General features: G+C 67.2%; 21 protein-coding genes and 1 tRNA gene. 8 read left to right on the top strand and 14 right to left on the bottom strand.

Annotated elements, in window-relative coordinates; translation table 11 throughout:
* The first annotated feature begins 478 nt into the window (after positions 1 to 478).
* The 5 genes from LGM71_RS09390 to LGM71_RS09370 all read left to right on the top strand — a co-directional run bounded on the left by LGM71_RS09390 (position 479) and on the right by LGM71_RS09370 (position 5,452).
* Positions 479 to 1,597 (top strand): branched-chain amino acid ABC transporter substrate-binding protein, encoded by a 1,119-nt coding sequence (locus tag LGM71_RS09390; protein ID WP_059534285.1) that lies wholly within the window; start codon positions 479 to 481, stop codon positions 1,595 to 1,597.
* Between the two features lie 174 nt (positions 1,598 to 1,771).
* Complete coding sequence (livH, locus tag LGM71_RS09385) at positions 1,772 to 2,698, top strand: high-affinity branched-chain amino acid ABC transporter permease LivH (RefSeq protein ID WP_124622061.1); 927 nt, start codon at positions 1,772 to 1,774, stop codon at positions 2,696 to 2,698.
* An 11-nt stretch (positions 2,699 to 2,709) separates the two neighbouring features.
* A complete protein-coding gene (locus LGM71_RS09380; protein ID WP_059447699.1) occupies positions 2,710 to 3,981 on the top strand; it encodes a high-affinity branched-chain amino acid ABC transporter permease LivM in 1,272 nt (423 codons plus the stop codon).
* Complete coding sequence (gene livG / locus LGM71_RS09375; protein ID WP_059600203.1) at positions 3,978 to 4,751, top strand: high-affinity branched-chain amino acid ABC transporter ATP-binding protein LivG; 774 nt, start codon at positions 3,978 to 3,980, stop codon at positions 4,749 to 4,751. Before LGM71_RS09380 ends, livG begins: the two co-directional genes overlap by 4 nt.
* Positions 4,751 to 5,452: an ABC transporter ATP-binding protein gene (locus LGM71_RS09370; protein ID WP_006484776.1), complete on the top strand. Its 702-nt coding sequence runs from the start codon at positions 4,751 to 4,753 to the stop codon at positions 5,450 to 5,452. The genes livG and LGM71_RS09370 overlap by 1 nt, the downstream gene beginning before the upstream one ends.
* Positions 5,453 to 5,600: 148 nt before the next feature.
* Here the strand turns inward: LGM71_RS09370 and LGM71_RS09365 are convergent, their stop codons facing one another.
* From LGM71_RS09365 to LGM71_RS09355, 3 genes are all read right to left on the bottom strand, one after another.
* Positions 5,601 to 6,008 (bottom strand): DUF2000 family protein, encoded by a 408-nt coding sequence (locus LGM71_RS09365; RefSeq protein ID WP_059600202.1) that lies wholly within the window; start codon positions 6,006 to 6,008, stop codon positions 5,601 to 5,603.
* Positions 6,009 to 6,052: 44 nt separating this feature from the next.
* Positions 6,053 to 6,910, bottom strand: a complete 858-nt coding sequence (locus LGM71_RS09360; RefSeq protein WP_226114700.1) for an AraC family transcriptional regulator — start codon at positions 6,908 to 6,910, stop codon at positions 6,053 to 6,055.
* A gap of 154 nt (positions 6,911 to 7,064) precedes the next feature.
* A complete protein-coding gene (locus LGM71_RS09355; RefSeq protein WP_226114699.1) occupies positions 7,065 to 8,042 on the bottom strand; it encodes an AraC family transcriptional regulator in 978 nt (325 codons plus the stop codon).
* A gap of 41 nt (positions 8,043 to 8,083) precedes the next feature.
* Here LGM71_RS09355 and LGM71_RS09350 point away from each other — a divergent pair, with 41 nt between their 5' ends.
* Positions 8,084 to 8,833, top strand: coding sequence for an SDR family oxidoreductase (locus tag LGM71_RS09350; RefSeq protein ID WP_151047543.1), 750 nt, complete (start codon positions 8,084 to 8,086; stop codon positions 8,831 to 8,833).
* 84 nt (positions 8,834 to 8,917) lie between these two features.
* Here LGM71_RS09350 and LGM71_RS09345 read toward each other — a convergent pair whose 3' ends face one another.
* Positions 8,918 to 10,219, bottom strand: a complete 1,302-nt coding sequence (locus LGM71_RS09345) for an aspartate aminotransferase family protein (RefSeq protein WP_226114698.1) — start codon at positions 10,217 to 10,219, stop codon at positions 8,918 to 8,920.
* A gap of 78 nt (positions 10,220 to 10,297) precedes the next feature.
* Here LGM71_RS09345 and LGM71_RS09340 point away from each other — a divergent pair, with 78 nt between their 5' ends.
* Positions 10,298 to 11,182 (top strand): LysR family transcriptional regulator, encoded by an 885-nt coding sequence (locus LGM71_RS09340; protein ID WP_226114697.1) that lies wholly within the window; start codon positions 10,298 to 10,300, stop codon positions 11,180 to 11,182.
* A 172-nt stretch (positions 11,183 to 11,354) separates the two neighbouring features.
* Here the strand turns inward: LGM71_RS09340 and LGM71_RS09335 are convergent.
* Positions 11,355 to 11,439, bottom strand: a tRNA-Leu gene (locus tag LGM71_RS09335).
* 141 nt (positions 11,440 to 11,580) lie between these two features.
* On the opposite strand from LGM71_RS09335, the gene LGM71_RS09330 reads away from it, so the two are divergent.
* Positions 11,581 to 12,903 carry a leucine-rich repeat-containing protein kinase family protein gene (locus LGM71_RS09330; protein WP_226114696.1) on the top strand — a complete coding sequence of 441 codons (1,323 nt, stop codon included), beginning with the start codon at positions 11,581 to 11,583 and terminating at the stop codon, positions 12,901 to 12,903.
* Between the two features lie 55 nt (positions 12,904 to 12,958).
* Here LGM71_RS09330 and LGM71_RS09325 read toward each other — a convergent pair whose 3' ends face one another.
* The 9 genes from LGM71_RS09325 to LGM71_RS09285 all read right to left on the bottom strand — a co-directional run bounded on the left by LGM71_RS09325 (position 12,959) and on the right by LGM71_RS09285 (position 18,310).
* Positions 12,959 to 13,588, bottom strand: coding sequence for a LysE family translocator (locus LGM71_RS09325; RefSeq protein WP_226114695.1), 630 nt, complete (start codon positions 13,586 to 13,588; stop codon positions 12,959 to 12,961).
* Between the two features lie 92 nt (positions 13,589 to 13,680).
* The gene (locus LGM71_RS09320; protein ID WP_170296371.1) at positions 13,681 to 13,857 is read right to left on the bottom strand and encodes a hypothetical protein; all 177 of its coding nucleotides are present in this window, start codon (positions 13,855 to 13,857) and stop codon (positions 13,681 to 13,683) included.
* Between the two features lie 32 nt (positions 13,858 to 13,889).
* Positions 13,890 to 14,336, bottom strand: a complete 447-nt coding sequence (locus LGM71_RS09315) for a copper chaperone PCu(A)C (protein WP_059600194.1) — start codon at positions 14,334 to 14,336, stop codon at positions 13,890 to 13,892.
* 52 nt (positions 14,337 to 14,388) lie between these two features.
* Complete coding sequence (gene copC / locus LGM71_RS09310) at positions 14,389 to 14,754, bottom strand: copper homeostasis periplasmic binding protein CopC (RefSeq protein WP_124622044.1); 366 nt, start codon at positions 14,752 to 14,754, stop codon at positions 14,389 to 14,391.
* Positions 14,751 to 14,888 carry a hypothetical protein gene (locus LGM71_RS09305; protein ID WP_226114694.1) on the bottom strand — a complete coding sequence of 46 codons (138 nt, stop codon included), beginning with the start codon at positions 14,886 to 14,888 and terminating at the stop codon, positions 14,751 to 14,753. Before LGM71_RS09305 ends, copC begins: the two co-directional genes overlap by 4 nt.
* 92 nt (positions 14,889 to 14,980) lie before the next feature.
* A complete protein-coding gene (locus tag LGM71_RS09300) occupies positions 14,981 to 15,358 on the bottom strand; it encodes a DUF2946 domain-containing protein (protein ID WP_151047530.1) in 378 nt (125 codons plus the stop codon).
* 104 nt (positions 15,359 to 15,462) lie between these two features.
* Complete coding sequence (locus LGM71_RS09295; RefSeq protein ID WP_226114693.1) at positions 15,463 to 15,957, bottom strand: SRPBCC family protein; 495 nt, start codon at positions 15,955 to 15,957, stop codon at positions 15,463 to 15,465.
* Between the two features lie 56 nt (positions 15,958 to 16,013).
* On the bottom strand, positions 16,014 to 16,316 hold the full coding sequence (locus tag LGM71_RS09290; RefSeq protein ID WP_059527056.1) for a 2Fe-2S iron-sulfur cluster-binding protein: 303 nt from the start codon (positions 16,314 to 16,316) through the stop codon (positions 16,014 to 16,016).
* A 104-nt stretch (positions 16,317 to 16,420) separates the two neighbouring features.
* Positions 16,421 to 18,310: a sigma-54-dependent Fis family transcriptional regulator gene (locus LGM71_RS09285; protein ID WP_059600190.1), complete on the bottom strand. Its 1,890-nt coding sequence runs from the start codon at positions 18,308 to 18,310 to the stop codon at positions 16,421 to 16,423.
* Between the last annotated feature and the right edge of the window lie 139 nt (positions 18,311 to 18,449).

Raw genomic sequence — 18,449 nt, 5'->3', positions numbered from 1 at the left:
TCGCCGAAACCCACACCCGGCAAGGAATCTGCCCACCAACTCACTCAAAATCGCAACCCAATTGCACCCACCGCAAACGTTCTCCGCCCATCTCGGTTGCTCCCGAATCGCCACCTCGCGCGAACCAAGTTTCTCCGTGTTTTCCCTCATAGAAGCGGCATTTTTGACAGACGATTTAAAAACCCCCATATAATTTCGACTGCCTTGCCAACGGCTGTCGGACCATCCCTCCGAACTAGCGATTTGGCAAGCGGGGCAGGCGAAACGCTTGCGCAATGCAAGACGCATCACGATGTCTTTCCGAACCAGACGTCCCCGTTGGGGACTGCAAGAGCCGGGCCCCGCTACGCAACATCCATCCGCAGGTCCGTCTTCATGTGTCTCGGGCGTGTCCCATGTCCTCGCCCCGGGTGCTGTTCGATTGCGCAAGTCATGCCGCCTTTGCCCGTATGACTAAACAACATCGAGGAGCTCCCAGATGACGCTGTCCCGTCTTACGTCCATTTCCGCCGCCGCCGTGCTGTTCGCCGCCGGCGCCGCCGCCGCGCAAGCGGAAACCGTGAAGATCGCCATCGCTGGTCCGATGAGCGGCTCGGTCGCCCAGTACGGCGACATGGTGAAGGCCGGCGCGCTGACCGCGATCGAACAGATCAACGCGGCCGGCGGTGCGGGCGGCAACAAGTTCGAAGTCGTGCAGATGGACGACGCATGCGAACCGAAGCAGGCCGTCGCCGTCGCCAACAAGATCGTCAGCCAGAAGATCAAGTACGTGATCGGCCACGTGTGCTCGGGTTCGACGATCCCCGCATCCGACATCTACGAAAACGAAGGCATCGTGATGGTCACGCCGTCGGCCACCGCGCCGCAGCTGACGGAAGGCAAGAAGCGCCACTTCATCTTCCGCACGATCGGCCGTGACGACCAGCAAGGCCCGGCCGCCGCGCACTACATCATCAACAACGTGAAGCCGAAGAAGGTCGCGGTCCTGCACGACAAGCAGTCGTACGGCCAGGGCATCGCGTCGTCGGTGAAGAAGGACCTCGAAGCCGCGAAGATTCCGGTCGTCCTGTTCGAAGGCATCAACGCCGGCGATTCGGACTACTCGGCGATCATCACGAAGCTGAAGTCGCAAGGCGTCGATTTCGTCTACTTCGGCGGCTACCACCCGGAAATGGGCCTGCTGATGCGCCAGGCGCGCGAGCAGGGCGTGAAGGCCACGTTCATGGGGCCTGAGGGCGTGGGCAACAAGGACGTGACGGCGATCGCCGGCCCGGCTTCGGAAGGCATGCTGGTCACGCTGCCGGCCGACTTCTCGGCCGACCCGGCCAACGCGGCGCTGGTGAAGGCCTTCGCGGACAAGAAGCGCGACCCGAACGGCCCGTTCCAGATGCCGTCGTACGCAGCGGTGAAGATCATCGCCGACGCGATCGCAGGCGCGAAGACGACGGACCCGACGAAGGTGGCCGCGTACATGCACAAGACGACGTTCGACACGCCGATCGGCAAGGTCGCGTATGACGCACAGGGCGACCTGAAGGCGTTCAAGTTCGTCGTCTACACGTGGCACAAGGACGCGACGAAGACCGCCGCCAAGTAACAACGGAGTATCCGCCCCGCGCACCCGCTCTGCCCGTCACCCGGGCAGGGTGCGTGCGCATTTGGCCGTTGCGCGGCCAACGGGCGGCCCGAGACGACACCGTGCGTTGCGCGCGGCCGAGCGCCGTGATCCGGCGACGGCACGCGACCCAGCGCCAACGGGAGCTTCCCGCACATGACTGACTTCTTTCCTCAATTCGCCCAGCAGCTGGTCAACGGCCTGACGCTGGGTGCGATCTATGCGCTGATCGCCATCGGCTACTCGATGGTCTACGGCATCATCGGCATGATCAACTTCGCCCACGGCGAGATCTACATGATCGGCGCGTACGTGGGCCTCGTGACCCTGACTGCCATCGGCATCTCCGCCGGCTATCCGCTGCCGCTCGTGCTCGGCGCCGCACTGATCGTGTCGGTGATCGTCACCGGCCTGTACGGATTCGCGGTCGAGCGCGTCGCGTATCGGCCGCTGCGCGGCGGCCCGCGCCTCGTGCCGCTGATCTCCGCGATCGGCATGTCGATCTTCCTGCAGAACTACGTGCAGATCGGCCAGGGCGCGCGCGACGTGTCCGTGCCGATCCTGATCTCCGGCGCGTTCGACATCCATCTCGGCGGCGACTACGACGTGACGATTCCGTATGCGCGTCTCTTGATCGTCTGCGTGACGATCGTGCTGATGATCGCGCTGACGCTGTTCATCTCGCATTCGCGGATGGGCCGTGCCTGCCGCGCATGCGCTGAAGACATGAAGATGGCGAACCTGCTCGGCATCGACACGAACCGCGTGATCTCGTTCACGTTCGTGCTCGGCGCGATGCTGGCGGCCGTCGGCGGCGTGCTGATCGGGCTGACGATCGGCAAGCTGAATCCGTACATCGGCTTCGTCGCCGGCATCAAGGCGTTCACCGCCGCGGTGCTGGGCGGGATCGGCAGTATCCCGGGCGCGATGCTCGGCGGCGTGCTGCTGGGCCTTGCCGAAACCTTCGCCGCAGGCTACATGCCGGCCGAGTACAAGGACGTCGTCGCGTTCGGCCTGCTCGTGCTGATCCTGCTCTTCCGCCCGACCGGCCTGCTCGGCAAGTCGGACATCGAAAAGGTTTGAGGGAGACGCAGATGAGTCAAGTCATTTCCGTTCGCCGCCCGGCCGCCGACGCCTCGATCGGCCAGGCGCTGAAGAATGCCGCGGCCGCCGCGCTGCTGACGGCGATCCTCACGATTCCGGTGCTCGGCCTGCAGTTGAAGCTCGACGGCTATCAGGTGGTGCTCACGCCGCACTGGCGCCCGGTGTGGATCGCGGTCGCGGCCGTGTTCCTGTTCCAGTTGTTCAAGCCGTGGCTCGTGCGCGCGAAATCCGCGGTGAAGCTGCCGGCGATGCCCGCGATGGGCGCGCAGCAGCAGCGCGCGATCATCTGGGTGCTGCTCGCGGTCGGGCTCGTGTGGCCGTTCTTTGGTTCGCGCGGCGCCGTGGACGTCGCGACGCTCGCGCTGATCTACGTGATCCTCGGCCTCGGGCTGAACATCGTGGTCGGTTTCGCGGGGCTGCTCGATCTCGGCTATGTCGGGTTCTACGCGGTCGGCGGCTATACCTACGCGATGCTGAACCAGTATTTCGGGCTGTCGTTCTGGGAGTGCCTGCCGATTGCGGCGATCGCCTCGGCGACGTTCGGCTTCCTGCTCGGCTTCCCGGTGTTGCGTCTGCGCGGCGACTATCTCGCGATCGTCACGCTCGGCTTCGGCGAAATCATCCGCCTGCTCGCGAACAACCTGACGAGCCTCACGGGTGGCCCGGACGGCATCTCGAGCATTCCGAAGCCGACGGTGTTCGGCTTCGAGATGGCGCGCTCGGCGAGCGTCGAAGGCGCGAAGACCTTCCATGAACTGATCGGGCTGGAATACAGCGGCGAGCACATGGTGATCTTCCTGTACCTGATCGCGCTGGTACTGGTTGGCTTCACGCTGTTCGTGACGAGCCGCCTGATCCGCATGCCGATGGGGCGTGCGTGGGAAGCGCTGCGCGACGACGAGATCGCATGCCGTTCGCTGGGGCTGAACCCGACGCGCATCAAGCTGTCGGCGTTCACGCTCGGCGCGGCGTTCGCGGGCATCGGCGGCGCGTTCTTCGCCGCGCGTCAGGGCCTCGTGAATCCTGAATCGTTCACCTTCATCGAATCGGCGCTGATCCTCGCGATCGTCGTGCTCGGCGGGATGGGTTCGCAGCTCGGCGTGATTCTCGCGGCGATCCTGCTGACCGTGCTGCCGGAAGTCGCGCGCGGCTTCGCCGAGTACCGGATGCTGATCTTCGGTCTGGTGATGGTGTTGATGATGATGTGGCGTCCGCAGGGCCTGCTGCCCGCGAGCCGTCCCCACGTGGAGCTGCCGCAATGAGCGCGAATGCAGAACTGTTGAAGGTCGCCGGGCTGCAGATGCGCTTCGGCGGGTTGCTCGCGGTGGACGGCATCGATTTCGACGTGCGCCGCAACGAGGTGTTCGCGATCATCGGGCCGAACGGTGCGGGCAAGACCACGGTGTTCAACTGCGTCGGCGGCTTCTACAAGCCGACCGGCGGCGACGTCGTGCTCGACGGCCACGCGATCGCCGGGCTGCCGAGCCACAAGATCGCGTTGAAGGGCCTGGTGCGCACGTTCCAGAACATCCGCCTGTTCAAGTCGCTGACGGTCGTCGAGAACCTGCTCGTCGCGCAGCATCGCAAGGTGAAGTCGGGGATGCTGCACGGCCTGTTCGCGACGCCCGCGTATCGCCGCGCCGAGAAGGAAGCGCTCGAACGCGCGGCCGTCTGGCTCGACCGGATGGGGCTGACGTCGGTCGCCAACCGGCAGGCGGGCACGCTGTCGTACGGGCACCAGCGGCGTCTCGAGATCGCGCGCTGCATGATCACCGAGCCGCGTCTGTTGATGCTGGACGAGCCGGCGGCCGGTCTCAACCCGCAGGAGAAGATCGAGTTGCAGCACCTGATCGACAAGCTGCGCCACGAGTTCGGCGTATCGGTGCTGCTGATCGAACACGACATGAGCCTCGTGATGGGCGTGTCGGACCGCATCCTCGTGATGGAGCACGGCCGGCCGATCGTGATCGGCACGCCGGAAGCGGTCCGCAACGACCCGCGCGTGATCAAGGCGTATCTGGGGGAAGAGTGATGCTGAAGCTGGAACAGGTCCATACGCACTACGGCGCGGTCGAGGCGCTCGCGGGCGTGTCGATCGAGGTGAACAAGGGCGAGATCGTCACGCTGATCGGCAGCAACGGCGCCGGCAAGACGACGCTGATGATGACCGTGTGCGGCACGCCGCGCGCATCGTCGGGCCGCGTGCTGTTCGAGGGCAACGACATCACAGCGATGTCGACGCACCAGATCATGCGGCAGGGGATGGCGATCTCGCCCGAAGGGCGGCGCGTGTTCCCGAGCCTGACGGTGCTCGAGAACCTGAAGATGGGCGGGTTCTTCGCGAGCCGTCATGAAATCGACGACGGCATCGAGCACGTGTTCAAGTTGTTTCCGCGCCTGAAGGAGCGCGCGGCGCAGCGGGCCGGCACGATGTCGGGCGGCGAGCAGCAGATGCTGGCGATCGGCCGTGCGCTGATGAGCAAGCCGCGCTTGCTGCTGCTCGACGAGCCGACGCTCGGCCTCGCGCCGCTCGTGATCGCGCAGATCTTCGACATCATCCGGACGATTCGCGACGAGGGCGTCACGGTGTTCCTGGTCGAGCAGAACGCGAACAAGGCGCTGGGCGTGGCCGATCGCGGCTACGTGCTCGAAACGGGACGCGTGGTGCTGGCGGACACGGGCGCGAACCTGCTCGCGAACGACCGGATCAAGCAGGCGTATCTCGGCGGTTGATGGAGAAAGCCGCCGGCCTGCAACGGGCCGGCGGCGCAGCCCATCATCTTGCAAGAAAAATGTCGCCGGATTTGCGTCATTCGTCGCAAATTCGGCGACATGGGCCCAAACGCGAATCGAACGAAAACGACGGCGTTGCACGACCCGCTTACGCGTGCAACGCGAGCCCCTTCACCGCCTTGTCCACGGCCTTCTTCGGCCCGTGCAACGCGAGGCCGACCAAATCCAGATTCTCCGCATCCTCGGCGCGAAACACTGCGCGGTTGGCCGCATCGTGCCCGGTCGAAAACATCGCGCGCACGTACGGCACGATCCTCACGTCGCGCGACAGCGCATGCCGGTGCGCGGCCTGCAGGCCGTTCAGGTCGGCCGCGAATACCAGCATCGGCTGGCCGAGCATGCGGCCGTAGCGGTTGCCCGCCGCATCCTCGTACGGTTCGCCGAGCGCGTCGGGCGCGCCGGCCGCGACGCCCGTCGCGAGAAACGCGACGACATTGAGTTTCTGCCACGCCGCGAGATCGTCGCGCACGATCAGTGCCACTTTCGTATCGAACATGCTTGCTCCTCATTGGGGCACTCATGATCGGATGCCGCGTGCGATCAGTCTGGAACGTTTGTGCACATTTGCCGGTACGCGGCCGGCGTGATCCGGTACGCGCGGCGGAACCAGCGGCCCAGGTGGCTCTGGTCGGCGAAGCCGACATCGGCCGCGACCTGAGCGGGCGTGCGGCCGATCGCCAGCAGCCGGCGCGCGGCGCGCAGCCGCAAGCGCACCAGATACGCGTGCGGCGACGTGCCGAACGCGCGCTGAAACAGCCGGGTCAGCCGGAACCGGTCGATCCCGGCGACGCTGGCGAGTTCGTCGAGCCCGATGTTGCCGTCCATCTGCGCATGCAGCAGATCGCGCACGCGCGCGATCGCGGGCGGCACGACACCGCTTTCCAGCGCGAGCGGGCCGCGCAGTTCGCCGCCGAGCCGCGTCAGCAGGCGGTCGAGCGTCTGGTCGCGCGCGAGCCTGCCTTCGTTGCCGTGGATCGCCAGAAACGCTTGCCGGATCGTGTCGACGAGCGTGGGATCGTCGACCAGCGTATGGCCGAAAGCGGCCTCGACGCCACCCATGCCGGGAAGATTCAGCCGGCGCGCCGCGCGCTCGACCCATGCTTGCGGCAGGTACAGCATGCCGTAGGTGAAGCCGCCGGCTTCGGGCGCATGGCCGTCGTGCATCGCGCCCGGCTCGATCAGGATCGCGCGGCCGGGCACGCTCGTATGCAGCGACCGGCGGCACTGGAATTGCTGCACGCCTTGTTCGGTGAAGCCGACCAGCATGTCGTCGTGATCGTGTGCATCGTATGCATGGCCGTTGAAATGCGCGTGCAGGCTTTCGATGCCGGTTTCCTGATCGCGGCGCGCGATGAGCCAGTGGTCGGTCGTGCCGATGTCCTTTGCCGCTGTCGTCATCGAATGCCTCGCGCGTCGTTGTTGCGTGTCGGGCAGTGTACGCAGATCGCGTGATGCCGGTGGCAAACGCGGGCCGTTCGTCCGGCAATCGGGCGAGAAGCGGAGCGGGATCCCGGCGCGTGTCGCGACACGCGGTGTGGCGTGCATGCGCGGTTCATGCTTCGTTCGCCACCGCCTGCTCGTCACGCGCATATTGCGCCGGCGGCCGCCCGACATGCCGCGTGAACGCGACGCTGAAGGTGCTCGCGGAACTGTAGCCCACACGCCCCGCGATTTCGGCGATGCGGCCTTCGTTGCGGCGGAGCAGGTCCTTCGCGAGCGCCATGCGCCACGTGAGCAGGTATTCCATCGGCGCGACGCCGACCGCGCGGCTGAAGCGTTCGAAGAACGTCGAGCGCGACAGCGCCGCTTCCTTCGCGAGTTCGACGACCGTCCACGGATAGGCGGGGCGCGCGTGCATGCCACGGATCGCGGCCGCCAGCCGATTGTCGGCGAGCCCGCGCACGAGGCCGGGCGACGCGTTCGTTTCGGTCGTGAACCGCAATGCCTCGATCAGCAGCACTTCCAGCAGGCGCGCCAGCACGATCTCGCGCGCGGGCCGCTGCGCGCGCGATTCGTCGCGCACCAGTTGCACGAGCGTGGTCAGCCGCGGTTCGCCGCGCACGTGCACGAATTGCGGCAGCAGCGACACCAGCAGCGCTGCGTCCGGCGAACCGAAGCTGCAATTACCGGCCATCATCCGCGTGTCGACCGGGTTGCCCGGATCGCCGATCCGGTATTCGCCGTTGTCGAGTGCGACCGGCGGCGCGGTTTCGACGCCCGGCGGCGGCGGTTCGAGGCTGGACATCGCGACGCCGTAGGCCGCCGGAATCAGCACGAAATCGCCGGGCAGCAGCTCGATCGGCGCGTGCCCGTCGATGGCGATCCGGCACCCGCCGTCGAGGATCGCGCAATAGAACGGCTCGCCGGCGACCGTGCGGTTGATCGACCACGGGCTCGCACCGTGAACCGACTTGGAGTACCGCGCGCCCGGTTGCAGCAGCGTCACGACTTCGGTCAACGGGTCGATCATCGCCGGACTCTCGCAAAAGAAAATCGGATTTTTGATTGTAGCGAATACGGATCCGGCCATCTATCGTACGGACACATGCCCAACACATCCCAGGAGTTCGCATGAAGACCGTACTGATCACCGGCTGTTCCTCCGGCTTCGGCCTCGAGATTGCCCGCCATTTCCTGGCCCGCGACTGGCAGGTCTTCGCGACGATGCGCACACCGCGCGAGGACGTGCTGCCGCCATCGGAACGCCTGCGCGTGCTGGCGCTCGACGTGACGAACACGGACAGCATCCGCGCCGCCATCGACGCGGCCGGCCCGATCGACGTGCTCGTCAATAACGCAGGCTTCGGCGCGGCCGCGCCGGCCGAGCTCACGCCGCTCGACACGGTGCGTGCGCTGTTCGAAACCAACACGATCGGCACGATTGCGGTGACGCAGGCCGTGCTGCCGCAGTTTCGCCGGCGTGGGGCCGGCGTGATCGTGAACGTCACGTCGAGCGTCACGCTGAAGGTGTTGCCGCTGGTCGGCGCATACCGGGCCAGCAAGGCGGCGGTCAATGCGTTCACCGAATCGATGGCGGTCGAACTCGAACCGTTCGGCGTGCGCGCGCATCTCGTGCTGCCGGGCCGTGCACCCGACACGCGTTTCGGCGACAACGCGCGTGCGCACATGCATGGCTTCGAACACGAGGCTTATGCGGAGTTCGCCGGAAAGGCCGTCGCGAGGATGCTCGATGCGTCGGGGCCGATCACCCATGCGCAGGATGTTGCCGAAGCCGTGTGGCGCGCGGCGACGGACCCGTCGAGCCCGATGCGCATTCCGGCCGGTGCCGATGCCGAAGCGTGGGCGGCCGAAACGCGCTGATCGATCGGGAATCCGTCGCGCCGGTCGCTCGAACCGGCGCGACGAATCGCACGATGCGGAGAAGGGCGTTACCGCGCGGCGGCGTTACAGCGCGCGTTCGATCGCCTGACCGAGCAGCGACAAGCCGAGATCGATCTCGTCCTCGCTGACCGTCAGCGGCGGCGCGATCCGGAACACGCCGCCCATGCCGGGCAACTGCACGATGTTCATGCTGAGCCCGAGGTTCATGCACTCGCGCGTGATCTTCGCGCCGAGGCCGTCCGCCGGCTCTTTCGTGCGGCGATCCTTGACGATCTCGACGCCGAGCAGCAGCCCGCGCCCGCGCACGTCGCCGATGCAGTCGAACCGCTCCATCAGGTCGAGCAGGCCGCGCCTGAGCCGGTCGCCCATCACGTTCGCGCGTGCGACGAGCCCGTCGCGCTGCACCACGTCGAGCACGCGCAGGCCGACGGCCGCGGGCAGCGGATCCGACACGTGCGTCGTATAGAACAGGTAGCCGAGTTCGTGCGCGCGTTCCTCGATCGCCGCGGACGTCACGATGGCCGCGAGCGGCAGCCCGGCGCCGAGCGTTTTCGACAGCGTCAGGATGTCGGGCGTCACGCCGTCGCGCTGGCACGCGAACATCGTGCCGGTGCGTCCGACGCCCGTCTGCGCCTCGTCGAGGATCAGCAGCATCCCGCGCGCCTCGCACTTGCGCTTGAGCGCCGCCATATAGCCGTCCGGCAGTTCGATGATCCCGCCCGAACTGAGGATCGGCTCCGCGATGAATGCCGCGAGGTTGCCGCTCGACTGGCGGTCGATCAGGTCGAACGCGTAGTCGAGTTCGGCAAGATAGTCGTACGCGCCGTTGCGCTCGAAGCGCGGCCGGTACGTGAATGGCGCCGGAATCGCGAATGAGCCGACGGCGGCCGGGCCGACACCCTTGCGGCCCGCGCTGTACGTGGCCGATGCGGCCGCGCCCGTCATCCCGTGCCACGACTGCGCGAAGCCGACGATCTCGTACTTGCCGGTGACGAGCTTCGCCATCCGGATCGCCGCTTCGTTCGATTCCGCGCCGGTGCTGAGCAGCAGCGCGCGGTCGAGCCCGGGCGGCGTGATGTCGGCGAGGCGCGTCGCGAGGTCGACGACGGGCCGCGACAGCATTCCGCTGAACAGGTGATCGAGCTTGCCCGCGTATTCGCCGATGACGGAGAGGATCTCCGGATGGCAGTGGCCGAGCACCGCGCTCATCTGCCCCGACGTGAAATCGAGGATCGCGCGGCCGTCGGCGTCATAGACGAAGCTGCCCTTCGCGCGCTCGATGATCATCGGCTCGAACGTGCCGCCGTAGCGGACCAGGTGCTGCCTGGCGTTGCGCCAGAAGGTTGCGTCGTCGTTCAGGGACATCGGGCTTCTCCGGGCAAGGGGGCAGGGATCGCTTGCAGTCTAGGCGCGCGTCTGGTTTGATGGAAACGAATAGTTCTTATGCAAGGTAGAAAGGGGGCTAATACCTTGGGACGCTCGCTCGAAATCGACCTGCTGCGTTCGTTCGTCGTGATCGCCGAGGTGCGCGCGCTCAGCCGCGCGGCCGCGCGCGTCGGCCGGACGCAGTCCGCGCTCAGCCAGCAGATGAAGCGGCTCGAGGATATCGTCGACCAGCCGCTGTTCCAGCGCACTGGCCGCGGCGTGGTGCTGACGCACCCCGGCGAGCGGCTGCTCGTGCATGCGCAGCGCATCCTGCGGCAGCACGACGAGGCAATGGCCGACCTGTGCGGCACGGGGTTGACGGGGACGATCCGGTTCGGGTGCCCGGACGATTACGCGGAGGTGTTTCTGCCGCCGCTGCTGCGGCAGTTTTCGTGCCAGCATCCGCAGGCGATCGTTGAAATCGTATGCGGGCCGACGCCGCGGCTGCTCGAACAGCTCGAGAAGCGCGCGGTCGATCTCGCGATGATTTCATTGCCGGACGACGGGGCGAACGACGACATCATTCGTCGCGAGCAACTGGTCTGGATCGGCTATCCGGGGCTGGAGCCCGCGCATTTCGATCCGCTGCCGCTCGCGCTGTCCGATCCCGATACGCTCGATCACATCGCGGCCTGCGACGCGCTGCATCGCGCCGATCGCGATTACCGCGTCGCGTATGCGAGCAGCAGTCTCGCGGGGCTGATCGCGCTGGTGCGCTCGGGGCAGGCGTTCGCGGTGATGACGCAGACGGCCGTGCCGGCCGACCTGGCGATCGTCAACGGCGATCCGCGGTTGCCGCCGTTGCCGGCGGTGGGCATTACGCTGAGGTTCGACCGGAAACGGCCGTCGCATCTGACGGCGGCGTTCGCCGAGCATATCCGGGCGGTGTTGCCGATGCTGTGACGCGAAGTCGTCGCGCCGGAAACGCAGGCATCGACGCGGGATTCGAGGCGTCGACGTTTGCCGTCCATCTGACCGAGCGCTTCGTCCCGCATCGCCGACGCAATAAAAAAACCCGCGAAGCCATGCGCTGTCGCGGGTTTTGCAAATGCACGAAACACGGAAAAACCGTATTTGGTGCCGACGGCGAGACTCGAACTCGCACAGCTTTCGCCACTACCCCCTCAAGATAGCGTGTCTACCAATTTCACCACGTCGGCACTGCAAGGGGCCGAATTGTAGCGTTACATCGCGCGTTTGTGAAGAGGGTGTGACACGGCGAGCGGATGCGTGAAAGCGATCCCGGTAGAATTCGGGCGATCGGTCCGACGACCATCGCTACTGCCATCCGCATTCTCCCCGTGACCACCACCCTCGAACAACTGCAGGCCGGCCAGCTGTCGGGCGCCCGGCAACTCAAGCTCGCGTGCGGGCTGACCGAATTGCCGCGCGAAATCTTCGATCTGGCCGACACGCTCGAAGTGCTCGACCTGTCCGGCAATGCGCTGTCGGCGCTGCCGGACGACCTGTCGCGGCTGCATCGCCTGCGCATCCTGTTCGCGTCCGGCAATCGCTTCACCGAATTTCCCGAGGTGCTCGGCACATGCGCCCAGCTCGACATGATCGGCTTCAAGGCGAACCGGATCCGCACGGTGCCGCGCCGTTCGCTGCCGCGCGCGCTGCGCTGGCTGATCCTGACCGACAACGAAATCGGCGCGCTACCCGCCGAGATCGGCGACTGCTCGCGCTTGCAGAAGCTGATGCTCGCGGGCAACCGGCTGCGCACGTTGCCGCCCGAAATGGCCGCGTGCCGTGCGCTCGAACTGGTGCGGCTGTCGGCGAACCGGCTGGACGAACTGCCCGACTGGTTGCTGCGTCTGCCGCGTCTCGCGTGGCTCGCGTCCGCGGGCAATCCGTTCGGCACCGCGCCGGAAGCGGCGGCTTCGGCCGAGCCGGGTGTCGCGGATATCGACTGGACGTCGCTTGCCCTCGATCGGAAGCTCGGCGAAGGCGCATCGGGTGTCATTTATCGCGCGCAGTGGCGGGTGGACGGCCAAGCGCCGCGCGCGGTCGCGGTCAAGCTGTTCAAGGGGGCCGTGACGAGCGACGGGCTGCCCGATTGCGAAATGGCCGCGTGCCTGCACGCCGGGCGTCACCCGAACATGATTCCGGTGATCGGCAAGGTGCACGGCCATCCGGACGGCACGCACGGCCTCGTGATGGAACTGGTCGATCCGGCGCTGACGAACCTCGCCGAGCCGCCGAGCTTTGCGTCCTGCACGCGCGACGTCTATGCGGCCGATGAGCGATTCGCGCCGGCCGAGGCATCGCGGATCGCGCTCGGCATCGCGTCGGTGGCAGCGCATCTGCACGCGCGCGGCATCATGCACGGCGACCTGTACGCCCACAACATCCTGCACGACGGCAAGGGCGGCGCGCTGCTCGGCGATTTCGGCGCGGCGTCGGTCTACGACGTGAACGACCGCGTGCGCGCGGCGCGGCTCGAACGGCTGGAAGTCAGGGCGTTCGGCCATCTGCTCGGCGAGTTGCTGGCGCGATGCGAGCCGCGTGCGTGGGAAGGTTCGCACGTACTCGACGCGCTGGCCGCCGCCTGCCTGAACGAGGAGATCGACGCACGGCCGTCGTTCGGCGAGATTGCGGCCACGCTGGCCGTGAAGGACTGACGGTTCCGACCACGCCGCGGCACCGGCCATCGCCGGCCGTCGCCGGGGCGGACGCTTACGCCTGCCGTGCGGTCAGCAGCTTGATCCCGAGGCCAACGAACAGCAGCCCGCTGGCGCGCTTGGCCGCGCGTACCCACGGGCTGATGCCGATACCACGATGGAGCCGGCGCACGCCGAACGAATAGACGCTGTGCACGACGACGACGGTGCATGCGATCGTCGCATACATCACGACGAACTGCATCGCGAGCGGGCGACCGTGTGCGATGAACTGCGGCATGAACGCCGACAGGAAGATCATCGTCTTCGGATTGCTGCCCGACACGAACAGCGCTTCGCGGAACAGCTTCCTGCGGTCGGGCTCGACGATCTCGGCCCGGCCGTCGGGCGAGCGTGCGTTGCGGTCGCCGCGCAGTTGCCGGATGCCCAGCAACATCAGGTACGCGGCGCCGACGACCTTCATCGCGATGAATAGCGGTGGCATCGCGGCCAGCACCGCGCCGACGCCCAGCGCGACGAGCATGACCACCGCGCCTTGTGCGACGAGGTTGCCCGCGATCGTCGCGGCGGTGCCGCGCGAGCCGTAGCGCACCGTGTTGCGGATGACGAGCAGCACGTTGGGGCCCGGCGACAGCGTCGTCGCGAGATAGGCGGCGGCAAACAGCATCCAGGTCTGAATGGACATGCGTTGCTCCGGGAGGGGGTTCCGGCGGTCGGGATGAAGCGATGATGCCACGCCAAAATGACGCGGACCGCCGCCGGAACCGGCGCGGCGCGTCAGCGTGTGTCGCGCACGCAGTATGCGGCGATCGACGACGGCGAATCGATCGCCGAAGGCCGCGTCATCCACGCGATCCATGCCGCCCATAACCCGCAGGCGATCAACACGGCGACGTTCAGCGGCGTCCGGTAGCGGACGATCAGGCTGGCCAGCGGCACGCGTTCCTTGCTCATGTGCGTCTCCTTCGGTCGATGCGGTTGCGGCGTTACTGGCCGGTGTAGGAGGGCGCCTTCGCGTCGCAGGTCACGGACACCGTCGCGCCGTCGGCGAAATGCAGCCGCAGCGGTACCTTCGCGCCGGGCGCGACGGGCTGGCGCGGTTCCTCCAGCATCACGTGATAGCCCTTCGGCCTGAACGTCACCGTGCCGTGCGCGGGCACGTCGACCGCTTCGACGTGAACCATTTTCGCGGTGCTGCCGGCCGTCTGCGTTTCGTGCATCATCGCCATCCCGAACGCGGGCGTATCGATGCCCGTGAGCGTGACGGGCTTGTCGCCGTCGTTCTTCAGCGTGAAATAACCGGACGACGGCACCGTCGCCGGCATCGTGCGGATCCAGCATGCATCGGCCTGGACGGCCGATGCGGCGAACGTGGCGGGCGCCTGCAGCGCCAGCAGTGCAAACAGCAGGCTGGTCGGAATCGAGCGTTTCATCGAGTGTGTTCCTGATCGGGTAGGGAAGATCGCCGCGCGGGCATCGTGTGCGTTACTTCAGCGTGAACGTGTAGTGGCCCTGCGTGCGATGCCCGTCGGTCGCCACTGCAACCCAAGCGACCGTGTACGTGCCCGGCGTCAGGTTCGCCAGCTCCACATGCATCCGCTTCCGGTTGCCGGCGTCGATGGCGGCTTTCCCGTCGACGACCGACTGTCCATGGCTGTCGGTGACGGCGATCGAACTGAATGCGGGTTCGAGCGTTTCGCTGAAGTCGATCGTGACCGCGTGCGGCGCGCTCGACAGCGTGGCGTCGGCGGCCGGGTCCAGGTTTTTCGGGTGTGCGTGCGCGTGAGCGGCCTGTGCGACGACGAAGCCGAGTGCGACGAGTGCGCCGCGAATGAAAGCAGTGGTTTTCATGACGGGATGATCCGGTTGGAAATGACGAGGAGAACGATGCATTCGACGAATGGTCGCGCGTGCGTGCACGCGTGGCCGCCGGAGGCGGGCGAGCGCGCGCACGGCACGATGCCTCGAGCAATACGGTCGAACATGAGATCGTCCTTCGAAACGTGACACGGCATGCACGCGCGGCGCGCGTGCTCACGGCGTGATGCGCGAGGGCATCACGCGCGGTGACGACGAATCAGGACGCGAACGGCGGGGCGCGCGGTTGCGCGGCCGTGAGCGGCAGCGTGCGGCGCAGGCTTTCGAAGCGGGTTGCTTCGCGATGCTGGAGCGGGTGGAAGTTGGCCGCGAACGTCAGTTCGGGCGCGGGCAGGGCGGGTGTATGGGCGAGCAGGCTGCAATAGCCGCAAGCCTGCAGATGGGCCTGCAGGCTTTTCGACGACGCATCGCCGGCATGGTTGCCGCCCGCCGGCCCGGCCGTGCAGTAACCGGCAAGGAGCGAGTCGACGCGGTCTTGCGTTGTCAGCGCCTGCGAGATCGTCGGCGCGAGCGTTGTCATCAGGATGGCGAGCATCCCGATCAGACTGACGATCTTCCGGAAACGACGGCTCAGCATGCGATGCGCGGGGCGGGGTATGAACGGCGATGGAGCGGATTATGCCACGCACCCGCCACGAGGGCATGCGGGCACGCGGATACCGGGCATGACGCGCGGCACGCTTACGCGTGCTTCGCGAGATATTTCGTGATCAGCGTCATCTGCGCGGCCCAGCCTTGATCGTTCATCTCGCGAGCCTTTGCGCGGCGCGCTTCGATCAACTGGTCGAAGCCCGTTTCGGTGATCGTCAGCAGCGTGCCGCCGTTCGCTTCGGCGAGTGCGAACGTGACGAGCGTCATCGGCTCGGACGCGTAATCGAAGTTCGGATCGATCGCGAACGGGTGCCAGCGAAAGGAGAATCGGTGCATCGGCTCGACGCGATCGACGACGATCTCGAACACGGTGCCGGCATACGGCTCCTGTGCCCGGGCGACGTCGTCGTCGACGCGCGTCGGCGTGATGCGGCCGAACAGCGGCCGGTCGGCGACGAACGGCCCGTCGAACGTCACGCCGAACCAGATGCCGAATTCCCCGGCATTGCTGACGGCTTCCCAGACGCGCGCCAGCGGCGCGGTGAGCAAGGCTTGTTTCTCGATGCGATCGGTGGACTGGGTCATCACGTTCTCCAGGCGGGCATCCTTGCTGCGGGACGGCGCACGCGCGCTCGCCGCGTTCAGTCGATCATCACCGCGTCGGGCACGTCGAGCACGACATCCGAGGTCGCTACGGCCACGCACGGCAGCGTATAGCCGTCGGCCTTTTCCTCGCGGCTCAGACCCGGCCATTCGATCGTATAGCGTACGCTGCCGCTGACGATCCTGCACAGGCAGCTTCGGCACGTGCCGTTGCGGCACGAGCGCGGCAGCCTGACGTGCGCGAACGCGGCGGCCTCGAGCAGCGTCAGCGAATCGGGGGCGTCGAACGTCGCGCCGAGCGGCTCGATGCGTACGAGAGGCGGGTGGTCGGGATCGGTCATGGGGCGAAGCGGGTGCCGGCGCGGCGGCAAGACAAGGCAAGGCAAGCGCCAAGCATACCCGAAGGCGGCGCGGCCGGCCCCCGTCGGGCAGCCGGCGCGGGACGTCAGTGTCGGCGCAGGTAGCGGTACACGGTATTGCGCGCGAGCCCAAGCTCCCGCGCGGCGGCCGATACGTTGCCGCCGTGCCGCGCGAGCACCGCGTCGATCACCGCGGCCTGGTGGCTCTGCAGTGTCGTCGCTTCGCGCGTGTCGGCCGGTGCGGCCTGTGCCGCCGGTGTGTCGTCGCAGTCGAGCCAGAAATCGTCGGGCAGGTGCGCGAGCGTGATTTCGGCTTCGTCTTCGGCGAGCATGCCGGCCGTGCGCAGCACGTTGGTCATTTGCCGCAGGTTGCCGGGCCAGCGGTGCCGCATGAACGCGTCGAGCACGTCGGTCGCGAGGCGGCTCGGCATCGGCTCGCTGCGACCGAGCCGCGCGAGGATCCGCTCGACCAGTGTCGGCAGGTCGGTGCGCGCGGCGAGCGGCGGCAGTGTGACCGCGAGCCCGTTGATCCGGTAGAACAGGTCTTCGCGGAACGTGCCTTCGGCGATCATCGCACGCAGGTCGCGGTGGGTCGCGCAGACCACGCGCACGTCGACCGGCACCGCGCGTGCGCCGCCGAGCGGCATCACCGCGCGCTCCTGCAGCACGCGCATGAGCCTGACCTGCTGCGCGAGCGGCATGTCGCCGATTTCGTCGAGAAACAGCGTGCCGCCGTCGGCCTGCGCGATCTTGCCGGGGCTGCCGCGCTTGCGCGCACCGGTGAAGGCGCCGTCCTCGTAACCGAACAGTTCGGCCTCGATCAGCGAATCCGGCAGTGCCGCGCAGTTGACCGCGACGAACGGGCCGTCCGCGCGCGGCGATGCCTGGTGCAGCGCACGCGCGAGCCATTCCTTGCCGGTGCCGGTCTGGCCGAGGATCAGCAACGGCAGATCGCGTCCACGAATCTTCGCGACGCGTTCGAGCACGGCGGCCATCCGCGCATCGCCGGTGTCGAGCGTCGCGAACGTGATCGCGTCGGGGTCCGGAGCCCGCATGCGCACGGCGGGCGCGGGCGGCGTGACGGCGACGGCCGTCTTGTGCGCTTCCGCGAATTCGCAGCGTGCGAGCACGCGCACACCGGTCGACAGCGTGAGGCTGAACGGCGCGCCGGGTGCGCGGGCTGCCTGCTGCGCGAGCTGGCCGAAGTGCATGCCGAACAGCGCATCGCAGCCTTGGTGCTGCAACGCATCGAAGGTCGCGCCGAGCTGGAATTGCGCGCTGCGGTTCGCGGCGATCAGCCCGCCGTCGGGGCCGAATGCGACGAGGCCGGCGAACAGCGAGTCGACGCAGTCCTCGTGGGCGTGGAAGCGCAGCCGCAGTGCTTCCGCGCACTGGTTCGCGAACAGATGGTTCTCGATCAGCTGCGCGGACATCCGCACGAGCGCGAGCGTATGGGAGCTGAAGCCGCGCGGATCGCCGCTCACGTCGAGCGTGCCGAGCGTGCGGCCGAACGAGTCGATGATCGGCGCACACGAGCAGGTGAGGATATGGTTCGCGCGCAGGAAGTGCTCGGACCCGTGCACGGCGACCGCCTGGCCCGATGCGAGCGCGGTGCCGATCGCATTGGTGCCGCGTGCGCCTTCGGCCCACGACACGCCGGTGCACAGCGCGACGCGGTTCGCCTTTTCGATGAAGTCCGCGTCGCCGATGCTGTGCAGGATCACGCCGTCGGCGTCGGTGAGCAGCACGAGGCTTTGCGTGTCGGCGATCTGCGCGTGGAGGTTCTCCATCACCGGGCGCGCGTGTGCGAACAATGCATGGTTCGTGTCGAGCAGTTCGCGCAGCGCGAGCCGCGACAGCGGCGAGAAATCGGGTTGCTCGTTTGCGCGCAGGCCGATCGCGGTCGAACGGGCATGCGCCTGCGCGAGCAGGTCGTTGCGGCCCGCGGTGGCGGGCAGCACGAAAGATTGAGGCATGTCTTGTCTCCTGTCGGCCCCAGTTGGCGCTTCAGCGCTTACTGGGGCTCCATGCTTCGCGGTCGCCCCGCCTTGACGCTTTGCGCCGCACCATCCGCCACCCGGGCCGCCGCTATCGATATCGCCTCATCATACAAGC

The sequence above is a fragment of the Burkholderia sp. AU33545 genome, assembly GCF_020419685.1.
In the GTDB taxonomy this organism is placed as follows: domain Bacteria; phylum Pseudomonadota; class Gammaproteobacteria; order Burkholderiales; family Burkholderiaceae; genus Burkholderia; species Burkholderia diffusa.
This window is presented reverse-complemented; position numbering and strand designations above follow the sequence as displayed.